This is a genomic window from Hymenobacter sp. B1770, assembly GCF_049896385.1.
Classification (GTDB): domain Bacteria; phylum Bacteroidota; class Bacteroidia; order Cytophagales; family Hymenobacteraceae; genus Hymenobacter.
Genome location: NZ_JAFCUF010000015.1, coordinates 60759 through 74990 on the forward strand (window position 1 = coordinate 60759; position 14232 = coordinate 74990).

The window sequence follows — 14232 nt, forward strand, 5'->3', positions numbered from 1 at the left end:
CGCTTCGCAATGATAATGCTTGCGTTCAGAACCAAGCACTGCCAAAATCCTACCTTTGCTGTTCAGCTTCTTCGCTATCTTTTTTGAGTTCCTGCTTACCTCACTTTTAGCTCGCTATTTCATGAAACACTTCTTCGCTTCGTTGCTTGTTGTGCTGGGGCTGCTGCCTGCCGCGCTACAAGCGCAAACAGTACCGCCCATGCCCGCCGCGCCGCCCTCCAACCTGCAAGGCGTGGCCCTGCGCGACTGGTACCGCGCCAATTGGTACGATGGCAAGCGCATAGTGCTCGACTACAGCACGGCGCGCGGCCGGATGTACAACTACATCGATAACTTCAACAACCAGGTAACGTGCGTGTACTCGGGCTACACCGAGAACGTGCCCTACAGTGCCACCAACACCAGCCCCGGTGTGGTGAGCGACATCAACTGCGAGCACTCCATTCCGCAATCGTGGTTTAACGAAGCCGTGCGGATGCGCACCGACATCCACCACCTATTCCCCACGCGCATTCAGTGGAACTCGGACCGCGGCTCCGACCCCTTCGCCGACATTCCAGATGCCAACACCCTCGGCTGGCTGCGCGGCACTACCCGCCTCACCACCATCCCGACCAGCAACATCGACGAGTACAGCGAGGACACCAACAGCCAGTTTGAGCCCCGCGAAGACCATAAGGGCAACCTCGCCCGCGCGGCCTTCTACTTTTATACCATGCACGCCAACGAGACGTTCGACCCAGGCAAAGGCGTTATTACGGCCTTGAGCGACCTGGCAACGCTCTATCGCTGGCACCTCGCGGACCCCGTGGATGCCCGCGAAATTGAACGCAACAACCGTGTAGCCGCCAGCCAAGGCAACTTCAATCCCTACGTGGCTTACCCAGCCACCGTGGCCACGGCCTGGGAACTGGCCATGCCCGGCCCAGTCTTTAGTTTCGCCACTGCCACCGGCAGCATTGCCGAAGGCAACAGCGGCACCAGCACTTACACCTTCACGCTCAGCCTAAGCCCCGCCGCTACTGCTCCCGTCACGGTACAAGTCAGCCTGGACGGCACCAACTCGACGGCAACCAGCGGCACCGATTTCACTTTTGCATCGCCCGCCACCGTCACCTTCCCGGCCGGCAGCACCAGCCAAACCGTCGCCCTGACCGTGAACGGTGACACCCAGCCCGAACTCGACGAAACCGTAGTGCTGACCCTGACCAACCCCAGCACCGGCAACAGCGTGGGCAGCCCCGGCACCCACATCCTTACCCTCACCAACGACGACGGCCCCGTGCCTACCCTGGCGTTTGCAGCGGCCACCGGCAACATCCAGGAAGGCAATTCCGGCACCGCTACGTACACCGCCAACGTTACCCTGGTCAACCCCAGCACCCTCACCTTCCCCATTACGGTGCCCGTGACTGTAGATGCGGCGGGCACCACCGCCACCGCGGGCACCGACTACACGCTCGTCACTACCAGCGTTAATTTCCCCAGCGCCACGGCCCTCACCCAGCCGGTGACCGTGACGGTGGTGGGTGACCTCACCTACGAGTTCAGCGAAACGGTGCGCCTGGTATTGGGCACTCCTTCGAATGCCACCATTATCATGGGCGCACCCAATGCCCATGTGCTCACCATCGTGAACGATGACGCCGCTCCAGTTGGAGCTTCCTGCACCAAGCCGTACTTCTCGCGGTACATTGAGTCGGATGTGGAGAACACCAAAGTGCTGGAGATTTATAACCCCACCTCTGCGCCCATGCCGCTAAGCGGCAAGCGGGTAGTGCTGTACTCCAACGGCGCCAGCACGCCCACCACCACGCTTCAGCTTACGGGCACGCTGGCCCCCGGTGGGGTTTACGTTATTGTGAACACCAACCCTACCAATACCACCATAGGAGCCTTGGCTAATGTTCAAAGCAGCGTGGCTTTTTTCAACGGCGACGACGCCCTTGCTCTTTTTGACGACATCGACACGCTGGATGTAATTGGTGTAATCGGCCAACGCCCCACTTCCTGGACCGTTCCCGGCGGCTCTACCCTGAACAACAGCCTCGTGCGCCAGCCGACTGCAGGCCAGGGCGGACGCTGGAACGGGCCGTTTGGCAGCGCTACGTGGACGGCGACTGGGGTAAACAACTTTACGGGCGTGGGCAGCTACACCAGCGCGGCCTGCTTTGTTGTAACGAGCACTCGGGTCACCAGCCTGCTGCGCAACACCCTCGAAATCTACCCCAACCCAACGACGGGTACTGCGCAGCTGCGTCTGCCTGGCGCCCCTGCCGCCCGCACCGCTACCATAGCGGTGTTCGACCTGCTGGGGCGCCCCGTGCGCCAGCACTCGGCCCAGCTCAGTGCCACCGATGCTACCCAGCTCGACCTGCGCGGCCTGCCTGCGGGCATCTATGGCGTACGCGTTACTTGTGCCGGAAAAGAGCACACGGGCCGTGTGGTGGTGCAATAGATGTCTCAAAGCAGGCAAGGCAATTGAACACGCATAGGGCTACTTAGCCAAACCATCCTGCTTCCAACTAAAACCCTTCGAATGTAAAAAGCCCCGGCTCTCGGTAGAGCCGGGGCTTTTTGCTGGGGTCTGGCAATGACAGGGCCCTCAAGCCAGCATATCGGCGTATTCGGCGTTGTGCCGCTTAACGAAGCTGGCCATGAAGGTGCAGCTCGTTTTCACTTTCAGGTTTTTATCCTTTGCGAAGGCCAGGCCGGCGCGGGCCAGCTCGTCGGCCACGCCCTGGCCGCGGAGGCCCTCGTCGACGAACGTATGGGTGAAGTCAATAACCCCCTCGGCGGGGTAAGAATAGGCCAACTCGGCCTGGTGACCTTTCCGCAGGGTTGTAAATTCCTGATTCTGGGCGTTGTGGTCAATGGACATGCTCATAGCTTAAAATGAAAAAGGATGGAATGGGGGTTAAAAAAGGGAACCTCTCTGCGCCGAAATAGCCGGCGGCGGCTGGTTTGCGTAAAGAACCAGAAAGATGGGCTTAGCCCATTTACTTCCTTCTTTTCTTCTTTCCCATGAATACGCAAAACACCTCCAGTCCGCCGGACAACGATTTCCGCCCCGAAGACCAGCAGGAACGTGCCGCCGCGGCCCACCCCAACCCCAACGACCCAATGGTGCATGCCCACCAGCCGAACTACGGGGACTTCGGCGGCATCGACCCCAACAACCCGGTAGCTGGCCAAGCGCCCTCAGTAGCGCCCACTAACCAGCAAGCTGGCCGCGATGGCTCGAACGATAATCCGGACGAGTTCAGCGAATTCCGTGACCGCGAAAAGGATGCTCGCGACGCGCCCGCCAGGGCCGAAGACCAGCCCGGCCACGTGGAGCAAAACCAGAACCCTGCCGCCGTGCGCGCCACCAAGGACGAAAACTACGAAGAGCAGAAAGCCGCCTGGGCCCTTGACGACCCGCGCTATGCTGGTGGCGGTACCCACAACACCCGTGACGAATCGGCCAGCACGAAAGACAACCAAGACTAAGGCAATCGAGGACAGTGAGCTGTTAGAAAGAGCACCTCATTGATAACTGCTCACCGCCAACTGTTCATTGATAACTGAAATACCATGTCTCCACAAAACGACGACCAGAACGACGCCAACAGCCAGGACCCGAACATCGGCGATGGTGCTTCCACTCCCATGCTCGAAGCCGAAACCTATGGCCAGATAGTTGACGATAACAAACCCAGTGGCGGCCAAACCCAAGCCGACATGGAGGACGACTCCATGCGCATGGACCGCGAAGCCGCGTCGGCCACGGGCCCTGCCCGCGCCAGCGACGAAAACCTGCCCCGCGAGCTCACCGACCCCAGCGACCGGGCCTTTACTCTGCCCGAGGAACAAGGCCCTAACTAGCCTTGCGATTCCCAACGCAAAACGGCTTCCATCACCCGATGGAAGCCGTTTTGCGTTTGAGGCCTGCCCTGCTTGCTACCAGCGCCATCCCAGCTGCACCCCCGTGTACCAGGCGCGGCCCGGAGCCGGCTGGAAGTAGCGCCCCCCAAAGGCGTTCAGGTCGTTGCCAAGGCTGTAGTTTCGGCCGGTGGCGTTGTCGATACCGGCGTAGACATTGGTTTCGAGGTGGCCCGCCAGGGTGCGCCGCCAGCCGCCCCGCGCCCCGAGCACCCAGTAGCCCGGAGACTCCTCCGTGTTGGCATCGTTGAGCACCACGCGGGCCTGGTGGCTGAGGTTGGGGTTGAAGTAGAAGCCGAGGCGCTCGCTGAAATCCAGGCCGGCGCTGAGGGTGTGCGGCGTGGTGCCGGTGAGGCGGTTGCCCCGCAGGTCCTGGCCGCCGCTGGAGTAGCGGCCGAAGCGGAAGTTATTGTAGGCATAGCTGGCCCAGGCGCGCAGGCCAGTGCCGGCGGCTTGTGCCTCGCTGCTGGTGGCGGGCACGGGTTCCACCATCCGCCAGAGCCAGCCGCTCAGGGCCGCTTCGAGGCCGCGCTGACGGGTGCTGCCGGTGTTGCGAAACACCACCACACCCAGGTCGGTTGTGCTGCTTACCACGGTTTGGCGCAGCTCAAAATCAAAGACATTGACTTCGTAGGTGAGGCGGTTGGCGAAGAAATTGCCGCGTGTGCCCACTTCGTAGCTGGTGCCGCGCTCGGCCTGCAACTCGCTGTTGAGGCTGGCATCCGAGGGCCGGATTTCCTCAATGGTAGGCGGCGAAAAACCGGTGCTGACGCTGGCGTAAACTGACAGGTTGGGCCTAAACTCTTTAAGCAGCGCCACCCGCGGCGACACCTCCGGCCGGAAGCTGCGGCTGAACTGGTAGTTGCTGGGCTGGGCCACGGCATTGCTCACCCGCGCAATGCGGTAGTTGAGGCGGTTGTAGCTGGCGGCCACGGTCAGGAGCAGGTCGGCGGGCAGGGTGTAGTCGGCTTGCCCAAACACAAAGCCAGTGGTGGTCCGAATTTCGTCGTCGTAGCGCAGCACACCGGGCGTACCGCGGTTGTTCTGGTAGCTGCGGCCGTTGGCGAAGCTACCCTGAAACTCGCCCCCGCCCTGCAGCCGGAGCACACGGCCGGCCAGCGCCGTGCGGTAGCTCAGGGCCGAGCGCCCGCCCGTACCCAGGGCGGTGTTGCGTTCGTAGTCGACCAGAAACGGCGTGCGAATGGCCGTGCCGCTGCCGTAGAGCGTGGTTTGTAGTTCGAGCCGGTTGGTGAAGCGGTACTCGTGGGTGAGGCCCAGCAGGCCGGTGCGCGAGGCGTAGAACGCCTGCTGGGCCACGGTGCCGGGCGCCGTGGGCGTGCTGGGCCGCGCCTGCCGCGGGTTGGCGGCAAACTGCGCGCGGGTGAGCCCACCCGGCAGCTGGTAGTTGATATCGGTGTACAGCAGATGCGCGGCCAGGGTGGTTTTGGGCGATGCTACGGTGCGCACGTCCAAGGCGAACACATCGCGGCGCAGGGCGCTTTGCTCACGGTAGCCGTCCAGCTCCTGGTGGGCATATTGGGCACGCACGCTGCTGGTGGCGCTGCCCGTTTCGGCCAGTATGGTGTTGCGGCGCAGGCCGAAGCTGCCCACTGTGGCCCCGGCGGCCACCCGGCTGGTGCCAGGCGATACTTCCGGCGTGCCAAACAAGGCTACGCCGCCTGTGCCCGCTCCGTACACGCTACCGGCCGGTCCTTTTATTACTTCCAGCCGCCCAATGATGGCGGGGTCGAGCAGGTTGAGCGGGGTGCTGCCACTGGCTTCGGTGTAGGGAATGCCGTTGTAGTACACCTTCACGTTGCGCACCCCAAAGGGCGAGCGCAGCGTGCTGCCCCGAATGTTGAGGCGGTAGCTGGCCGTGGCCCGCTCTTCCAAACGCACGCCAGGCAGCGTGTTCACGGCCTGGGTGAGGGCGGCAGGGTTAAATTGCTGAATAAAGCGAGCATCGATAACGCCGATGGCGGCGGCTGTGCGGCGGAGCGGCAGCCGCTGGCCGTAGCCCGTTACGGTGGCCTCGGGCAGGGCCACGGCGCGGGTGGTATCAGCGGGGGTTTGGGCGAGACTGGAAAGTGCGGGTAGCACCAGCAGGAGCAGCAGCGAGAGGTAGCGAGATGGCATGGGAGCAACGAACATTGGAGCAAGCAAGCAGTGGTGTACGAGAATTGTTGCTAAACCATCGGCTGGTCAGTGGGCTTTCTCCACCTACTGCATGGTCCTACTAGCGATGGCACTGCAGGTCCGGCAGCCATACGTACCTCTATTCGGTGGCATCTTGCCGCATGAAATTTCTTTTGCCACTTTTGGCAGCGGCTGGTGGCTTGGTTTCGCTTCCGGCCGCGGCCCAGGTTAGCCGCATCAACGACTTCAACGCCATCGGCTGGTATGTGTACCAAGGCGACCACCAGTTGGGCGAGCGTTGGCAAATCCACACCGAGTACCAGCTTCGCCGGGTCAACTTCATCACCGACCGGCAGCAGTCGCTGCTGCGCGGGGGCTTTGCCTTCAAAGTAGTGCCCCGGTTTAAGGTAGGCGGCGGCTACACCCGCCTCGTCACCCACCCCTACGGCGAGCACCCCGTGGCCGATGGCGGCAGCTACCCCGAACAACGCTTTCACGCAGACCTGGAGCTGAGCGACGAGGTGGGCCGCTTTGCCCTCGACCAGCGGATACGGCTCGAACAACGCTGGATTGGGGTGCCCGGCGCCAGCGGCAGCCTCGGCAATTCGGCCGTGTGGAGCCGCCAAAACCGCGTCCGCTACCAGTTGGCTCTCACCTTCCCGCTGCAAGGCCCCACCCTTGATGATGGTGAATGGTACCTCACGGCCTTCGATGAAGTCTTTCTCAACTTTGGCCGCGAAATCACCACCAACGTCTTCAATCAAAACCGTATTGCCGGCGGACTGGGCTACCGCGTCCACGACAATTTTCGCCTCGAATTGCAGTTCCTCAACCAGATTACTCACCACTTCGACCCCGACCCCCGCACCGGCTTCCCGGTGTATGAATTCAACAACGGGTTTCGGCTGGGCCTGACGTACAACCTGACGCTGATAGAATAAGTGGTTAGATAGAGGCGTTTTCAGCTAACCGTTGGCTTTTGATTTACTATTTAATTTATGTGCTTTCAGCCACTTCGCCGTCTTCGCCGCAAGCTGTTGTAGTTCATCTATGGGTTTTGGCAGTTAAAACGCTGCTCAGTGGCTGGCGCATCGTTCAAGGTTGGCGCACGGCTTAGGTCATCTAATTTTGAGGGACTATTCCGCCGTCGTCTCACATGCCTGCCCTCTCCCCCGACCTGCGCAAAGCTTTGTTCCAGCTCCCGCAAAAGGAAAAAGACCAACTACTGGCCCGACTCGTGGCCCAGGATGCCGTCCTGACCGAGCAGTTGGCTTATCGCTTGCTCGAAGGCCCCGACGCGTTGGAAACCCGCCGCCGCGTGCTGCGCGCCCAAGTCGACGACCCCGTGCGCGGCTTCCACCAAACGCCCAATGACTTGCTGGTGATTCTGCGGCAGCTGCAGGCGCGCCTCGCCTACCACGCCAAAATTACCGAAGACGTATATGGCGAAACCGAACTCAGCTGGCGCCTGCTGGCCAACGTGTTTCGGCACCAGCCCGACATCACAGCGCGGCTGCACGGCCCCACGCAGCCCCTACTCCAGCACCTTACCAAGCGCACCCACGAGGCCCTGAAGCAAACCGCCCGCCTCCACGAAGACTACCACGTGGAGTTAGCCGAAACCGCCAATGCCGTGCTGGCCGCGCTCTGGCAGTCGGGCGCTGCGCCCCTGGCCCGCGAAGCCGGAATACCCCGGACGTTTGACAATTAACAGTTAGGGTTTAACAATAAATAACCTCCTCGCAACACGCCCGAAGAGCTATTGATTGTCAATTGTTAAATACCTCAAAGGGCCCGGAAGGCGATTGGCATGGTAAGGGTGACCCACACGGGCTGGCCGTTGATTTTGCCGGGGTTCCACCAGGGCATGAGGCGCACGAGGCGCAGGGCTTCGTCATCGAGGCCAAATCCAAGGCCGCGCACTACGTGGGGGTCATGAAGGCGGCCTTCCGGGTCTACGGTGAAGGTGAGGTAGACTTTGCCCGAAAGGCTGCGGTCGAGGGCCGCGGCTGGGTAATGGAGCTTGCTGGCCAGAAATTTCAGTAGGGCTGCATCGCCACCCGGAAAGGCCGGCATCTCGTGGGCAGTAAAGTAGACGGTGGGGGCAGCCGGCTGCGCTGGGGGAGCGGTGGGGCTGTGCTCAGTAGCGGGGGCCGTGGCGGCCACTGAGGCTGTTTGCCCATTGGCCCGCCCTGCCACAGCAGTTGCCAATACGTAGGCCAGTGTAAAATGTCGCAGCATACGCCTTTCCGGATAAAATTCAACAACACAAAGCTACCGGCACCGACCACGGGCAAGGCTTACTTAGAATTATCCTTTCGTTGCGCTTATGTTGGTAACATTGGGCTCCCCCCGGCAGTAGCCCACTAAGGCATCTTTTCGGCGCTGAAAACAGTACAACACGAAGCTTCATACCCCACTGCCTTTTCTTTCATTCCCATGTCCAGCACCCCCGGCCCTGATGCCCAGCGCCCGCCCCAGCTCTCGGTACACGACTTACACCAAGCCCTGGCCGAACTAGACGCCAAAATCCGGACCCTGCACAACCGCGCCCACGCCACCGCTGCCGGCTCGCCCAATACCTACCAGGCCCACGCCGAAGCCCTTGAAGCCAAGCGCGCCCGCTTGGCCGAGCAGCTTGGTGCTGCCCCTAGCTCTCCCGCCGATGGGTCGGAGCCCAGCGTTTGGGGCCAGGTTCGGCGCGGCATCGAGAGCCTGCGCGAAGATTTACGAAAGATTTTATAATGGCAGCGGTCAACCTTAAAACACCGTAACCTCCTGGCCACTGGCTGCGTTTCAAGGAGTAGTTCAGGCCGATAAATGGTCGGCTCAAGCGTTGTTTTTTTCCACTGCATCCCCTATGCATCTAGCCTCTACTCGCCATGAAAAAGTTACTTCTTTTGCTGCTCTTCCCTTTCCTTGCTACAACGGCCACCTATGCCCAGGGCCAAGGAAAGAAACCCCGCCTAAAAGCAAAGCATCACTACGAGCATGCCTCTGAATCGTCGAGAGGCAAAGCCTCCAAAATGCGCTTCCGGCCGGTGAACAACATTCGCCCCACCATTGACCTAAACCCAAGAAAGCAAGAGAGATTTAAAACCACCAAGGCCCCCAAAAACTGGAAATGGACCAAAGGAGTTTAATCAAAAAAGGGCCGCCGCTTCTGTTGAAGCGGCGGCCCTTTTTTGTTGACAGTTATTCGTGGTCAGTTGTCAGTGTCAAACACGCAGTTCTCGCCACTCACAACTAACCTACGCTGGCTCGCGGAAGCCCACCCAGGTGAAGCGCTTGATGACGAACTCGGGGTTGGTGAAGCTGGCGTTGCCGGCGGGGTTGCCACCGGTGACGTGGAAGTCGGAGAAGCCGGCGTTCTGGTTCACGTAGATGCCACCGGTGAGGTTGAAGCTGACGGGCGTACCAGCCAGGCTCATCTCGTCCATGATTTGCTCCTTCATAGCGGGGTCGGTGGTGTAGGCGCCGCACGAAATGGCACCGTGCTCGCGGGCGAGTTGGGCCGCCAGGTGCACGCTTTCCTGCGTATCCTTGGTTTTGATGACCAGCATGATGGGGCCGAACAGCTCCTGGCTGTACTGCTCTACACGTCTGGCATCGACCTCAAAGATGCTGGGCGTGCAGGTGCGCGCGTTCTTAAAGGTAGGGTTGTCCACGGTGCCGTGGGCCAGAATGCTACGGCCACCATCAAAGGCCAGTTGCTTCACCCGTTCGTGGGTGGCGGGGTTCTGAATGGCGCCGAGCACGTGCGAGCCAGCCTTGGGGTTGGTGGCCAGGCCTGTGACGGCGGCCGAAATCTTCTGCACCACTTCCTCGTAGGGCACCATGGTGTCGCCCACTTTTACACCCGCTTCAGGGATGAAGAAGTTTTGCGGGGCCGTGCACATCTGCCCCGAATAGAGGCTCACGGAGAAAGCCAGGTTCTGGGCCACTTTGTCGAGGTCGTCGCAGCTGTCGAGGATGATGCTGTTAACACCGGTTTTCTCGGTGAAGACGGTTTTGCCCTTCAGGCTCTCCACGTACTCGCCAAACTGCGAGCCGCCGGTGTAGTCAATCAGCTTGATGGCCGGGTCCTCGGCTAGGTCCTTGGTGATGAGGCGGTCGTCGGCATCCACGGCCAACTGGCAAATGCAAGGGTTCAGGCCGTGCTCCTTCAGCACTTTCTGCACCTCGGCCACCACAATGGCGATGGGCAGCACGGCCTTGGGGTGGGGCTTGATGATGGTGGGGTTGCCGGTCACGAGCGAGGCAAACATGCCCGGCACGGTGTTCCAGGTGGGAAACGTGGAGCAGCCAATGACCAGGGCCAGGCCCTTGGGCACGGCGCGCCAGGTTTTGTTCAGGGCCAGGTTGTACTTGCCCATGGGCTTCTCCCAGCGGGTGTCTTCGGGGAAGCGGGTTTGCTCTTCGTAGCCGGCCGCGATGGCCTCGAGGGCGCGGTCGGCAGCGTGGGGGCCGCTGGCCTGAAACGACATCATGAAGGCCTGCCCCGTGGTGTGCATGGTGGCATAGGCAATTTCGAAGAAGCGGCTCTTCATGCCGTCTAACGCCTCGGTGAGCAAGGCCGCGCGCAGGGCCGGCTTTAGCTTGCGCCACTCATCAAACCCGCCCTGGGCATTACGAATGAGGGTTTCGGGCTCGTAGAACGGGTATTTGATATCGAGCGACTGCTGCTCGTAGGGCGATTCTTCCTGACCGGCCCAGCCTTGGGGCTCGCCCTGCTGCAGCTCGGCGAAGTGCTGGCCGCGCATGGCGGCGAATTTCTCGCGGCCCTGGGCATCGGCGTCGGCCCCGTAGATTTCGGGGGATGGGTTTTCGGGAAATGCGGCAAAGAACGTGCGCCCGTGCAGGGCTTGCACAGCGGCATCGAGAGTGGCTTGGTGCTTAGCAATCATCGTGGGTGGGCGAAGTAGGAAAGGTGACGAACGAACGGCAGAACCGCCGCGCTGCAAGTTACAGCAGGGCGCTGACCCTGCCACGGACATGGCGGGTAAGAGAGCGCAAAACCGGTGTTTATCCTCAATTATTGGCAGCCGAAAATTCTTTCACCCAGCCCCTTTTATCGTCGCCTGGCTTTTCGAATTTAACCGACGCACCAAGCCCACAATAAGCCCGTATTAAGGTATCTTTACTCCTATCCTATGGCCTCGGTATAGCCTTCCTTTTTACTCGATGGAAAAAACTCTACGCTTCTTATTTTTCCTGGTTTTAGTTGGGCTGGGCTGGGCGGCGCAGGCAGCGGCCAACCCGCCAACGGTGCCCGGGCGGCTGGTGCTGAAGCTGAAACCAGGCCAGTCGGCGGCGGCGCTGGAAACCGCTTTCCGCACGCTGGATGTCAGCAATGTGCAGCAAAAATTTCCGCGCGCCATTGCCCCCAGCCCCGAAAAGCCGGGGAGCGTGGAGTTGCGCGGCATTTATCAGCTGCAGGTTCCTGCCACCCTTAGCCTCGACCGTGCCCGGGCCGTGCTGCTGGGCACCGGACTAGTAGAGTACGTGGAGCCGCTTTATATCCGCCTTCCGCAATATCAGCCCAACGACCCGGGGGCCGACTCCACGCTGACCAGCCTTACGACCAGCCAATACTATTTAAAGCAAATCAAAGCGTACCGGGCCTGGGACATCACGCGGTGCGACAGCTCCATCGTCATCGGCATCACCGATGGCGGGCTGCGGCTCACCCACGAAGAGTTTCGCCGACAGATTAAGTACAACTACGCAGACCCGGTGAACGGCGTCGACGACGACGGCGACGGCTACGTGGATAATTTCAACGGCTGGGACCTGGCCAACAACGACAACGACCCCGGCTACGACATCAACATCACGCACGGCTCGATGGTGGCGGGCGTGTCTTCGGCCCACGCCGACAACAGTGTGGGCATTGCCGGCCTGGGTAATAAGTGCCGGCTGCTGCCCCTCAATATTTATCCCAACACTCCCTCCGGCAGCTTTGCGGGCGTGGAAGCCGTGGTGTACGCTGCCGACCACAACTGCCGGGTAATCAACATGAGCTGGGGGGCTGTGGGCGGCTACTCGCGCTACGAGCAGGATGCCATGACTTACGCCGCTGTGAACCGCGACGCCGTGCTGGTGGCCGCAGCCGGCAACACCAACGCCGACCTGCTGTTCTACCCCGCCTCCTACGACCACGTGCTGTCGGTGTCGGGCGTGAGCAGCACCGACCAGAAGAGTCCTAGTGCCACCTTCAGCCACCGCGTAGACCTGGTGGCTCCGGGCGTCAGCATCCTCACCGTGTCGGGCTACCACGCCACCTGGAGCGGCGGGCCGGCCGATGCCGATTACGTGGCGGTGGGCGGCACCTCGTTTTCGGCGCCCCTGGTGGCGGCGGCGGCGGCCTTGGTGCGGTGGCAGTTTCCGCAGTATACGGCCGCCCAGGTAGCGGCTCAGCTACGCCAAACGACGGATAACATCTACGACCTGCCAGCAAACAGTACCTGGATTAACCGCCTGGGCACCGGCCGGCTCAACGTGCTTAAAGCTCTGACTAAAACCAATCTGCAGGAGGCCCGCGTGCTCTCGACCACTTTTTCGCCGACTCGCGTTGTGTACCTGCCCGGCGACTCCATCCGGCTGATGGTAACCGTGCAAAACCTGCTGCAGCCCATCGCCGACCTTACTGTTACGGTGACTTCGCTCTCGCCCCACGTAACGGTGCGGCAGGGCAGCTTTGCGGCGGGTGGCTTGGCCAGCCTGGCCCGTACCAGCAATACCACCACGCCCTTCCGCCTAGTGGTGGCCAATAGCGGCATTCCGCTCAATACAAAGGCTACGTTGCGCTACCGCTTAAGCGGCGCGGGCGGATTTCAATTCGACCAATTCGTTGACATCTTGCTCAACCCCGACTACGTGGTGCTCGATGGCAATGACATGGCCGTGACCCTGACCAGCCGCGGCAACCTGGCGTTTGATAACCTAGCGGGTACCGTGGGGGCTGGCGTGACCTACCGCGGCAGTAGCAATATCCTGAGCGAAGGCGGCCTGCTGCTAGCTACCAGCCCCACCCGCGTGTCGGACCGCCTCCGGACGCGGGCTGGGCAAGCCCGACAGTCGTTTTTCAGCACGGCCCAAGTGGTTCGTGTGCATCCCGGCCCGCGCGCCGACCAGGAGGCCCGCGCCTCGTTTCAAGACAGCATTCCCGTGGCCGGCAGCCTTGCCCGGAGCGTGGGCGTGGCCGTGCGCCAGCGCGCCTTTGCGTGGGCCAGCCCTGGCCGCCGCGATTTTGTGGTGCTGGAATACACCCTGAAGAACATTACGGCCGACACCCTGAAACCGCTTTATGCCGGCTTATTTATGGACTGGGACATGCCTACGTCCGATGGAACGGGGCGCAACGCGGCCGCGTGGGACAGCACCCGTTCGCTGGGCTATACCTATGCTCTGGGGCAGCCGGCGCCCAACTTGCCCGCTGTCTATGCCGGGGTGAAGCTGTTGCGCGGCGGCGCCCCAGCGGTGTACTCCTTCGATAATAACGCGCCCGTTGGCGCACCTGTGCGCCTGGCCGACGGCTTCTCGCCTGCCGAAAAATTCCTAACCTTAAGCAACGGTACTACCCAGCGCACTGCAGGCCTGCCCGGCGGCGCCGATGTCTCGCAGGTAGTGGGCGCCCGCTTAACCAAGCTGGCCCCCGGCGACTCGACTACCGTGGCGTTTGCCATGATGTCGGCGCCCTCGTTGCTGCAGTTGCAGGCCGCCGCCGACGCCGCGTCTTTTGTCTTTGCTACCCTCCTGCCCACGCGGCTGGCCGGGTTCGCTTCGGCCTTCAACGCCTACCCCAACCCCACCACCGGGCAGCTGCAGCTGCAGCTGCCCGAAGACTTTGGCCCCGCCACCGTACTGGTCCTCGACCTGACGGGCCGGCAGGTGATGAGCCTACGGGCCCTCGGCCGGCAAGTGGACACCAACCTGGCGGGACTGACGCCGGGCTTGTACCTGGTCCGGGCTGTTGGCGCCAGACGGGTGCTTACCCGCGCAGTGGTATTGCAGTAGCAAGGGACAATTCCCAAAGGCGGTCGTGCTAAGCTGGTTGAAGCAGCTTAGCACGACCGTTCTTTTTCAGCCCATTGGGCGGGGCGCTAACAAAGCTATTCGCGTAGGGGCCCGACCGAAGCACCATCTTCATTACAGATTACTTCCTCCAAA

At 61.6% G+C, this 14232-nt stretch carries 11 protein-coding genes; 7 read left to right on the forward strand and 4 right to left on the reverse strand.

Annotated elements, in window-relative coordinates; all coding sequences use genetic code 11:
- The first annotated feature begins 121 nt into the window (after positions 1-121).
- Positions 122-2458, forward strand: coding sequence for an endonuclease (locus tag ACP7AJ_RS20515; RefSeq protein ID WP_426062084.1), 2337 nt, complete (start codon positions 122-124; stop codon positions 2456-2458).
- A 147-nt stretch (positions 2459-2605) separates the two neighbouring features.
- Here the strand turns inward: ACP7AJ_RS20515 and ACP7AJ_RS20520 are convergent, their stop codons facing one another.
- Complete coding sequence (locus ACP7AJ_RS20520) at positions 2606-2887, reverse strand: GNAT family N-acetyltransferase (RefSeq protein ID WP_426062086.1); 282 nt, start codon at positions 2885-2887, stop codon at positions 2606-2608.
- 137 nt (positions 2888-3024) lie between these two features.
- Here ACP7AJ_RS20520 and ACP7AJ_RS20525 point away from each other — a divergent pair, with 137 nt between their 5' ends.
- Positions 3025-3492, forward strand: a complete 468-nt coding sequence (locus tag ACP7AJ_RS20525) for a hypothetical protein (RefSeq protein ID WP_426062087.1) — start codon at positions 3025-3027, stop codon at positions 3490-3492.
- An 84-nt stretch (positions 3493-3576) separates the two neighbouring features.
- Positions 3577-3867 (forward strand): hypothetical protein, encoded by a 291-nt coding sequence (locus ACP7AJ_RS20530; protein WP_426062088.1) that lies wholly within the window; start codon positions 3577-3579, stop codon positions 3865-3867.
- Positions 3868-3942: 75 nt separating this feature from the next.
- Here ACP7AJ_RS20530 and ACP7AJ_RS20535 read toward each other — a convergent pair whose 3' ends face one another.
- Positions 3943-6075: a TonB-dependent receptor family protein gene (locus tag ACP7AJ_RS20535; protein WP_426062089.1), complete on the reverse strand. Its 2133-nt coding sequence runs from the start codon at positions 6073-6075 to the stop codon at positions 3943-3945.
- Positions 6076-6221: 146 nt separating this feature from the next.
- Between ACP7AJ_RS20535 and ACP7AJ_RS20540 the strand changes: the two genes are divergently transcribed.
- Both ACP7AJ_RS20540 and ACP7AJ_RS20545 read left to right on the forward strand, forming a co-directional pair.
- Positions 6222-7001: a DUF2490 domain-containing protein gene (locus tag ACP7AJ_RS20540; RefSeq protein WP_426062090.1), complete on the forward strand. Its 780-nt coding sequence runs from the start codon at positions 6222-6224 to the stop codon at positions 6999-7001.
- 215 nt (positions 7002-7216) lie between these two features.
- Complete coding sequence (locus ACP7AJ_RS20545; RefSeq protein ID WP_426062091.1) at positions 7217-7771, forward strand: hypothetical protein; 555 nt, start codon at positions 7217-7219, stop codon at positions 7769-7771.
- A 74-nt stretch (positions 7772-7845) separates the two neighbouring features.
- Here the strand turns inward: ACP7AJ_RS20545 and ACP7AJ_RS20550 are convergent, their stop codons facing one another.
- Complete coding sequence (locus ACP7AJ_RS20550; RefSeq protein WP_426062092.1) at positions 7846-8301, reverse strand: energy transducer TonB; 456 nt, start codon at positions 8299-8301, stop codon at positions 7846-7848.
- 198 nt (positions 8302-8499) lie between these two features.
- Here ACP7AJ_RS20550 and ACP7AJ_RS20555 point away from each other — a divergent pair, with 198 nt between their 5' ends.
- The gene (locus ACP7AJ_RS20555; protein WP_426062093.1) at positions 8500-8805 is read left to right on the forward strand and encodes a hypothetical protein; all 306 of its coding nucleotides are present in this window, start codon (positions 8500-8502) and stop codon (positions 8803-8805) included.
- Between the two features lie 506 nt (positions 8806-9311).
- On the opposite strand, the gene paaN is transcribed toward ACP7AJ_RS20555, so the two are convergent.
- Positions 9312-10967, reverse strand: a complete 1656-nt coding sequence (gene paaN, locus ACP7AJ_RS20560; protein WP_426062094.1) for a phenylacetic acid degradation protein PaaN — start codon at positions 10965-10967, stop codon at positions 9312-9314.
- Positions 10968-11244: 277 nt separating this feature from the next.
- Here paaN and ACP7AJ_RS20565 point away from each other — a divergent pair, with 277 nt between their 5' ends.
- Positions 11245-14079: a S8 family serine peptidase gene (locus ACP7AJ_RS20565; protein WP_426062095.1), complete on the forward strand. Its 2835-nt coding sequence runs from the start codon at positions 11245-11247 to the stop codon at positions 14077-14079.
- The last annotated feature ends 153 nt before the right edge of the window (positions 14080-14232 follow it).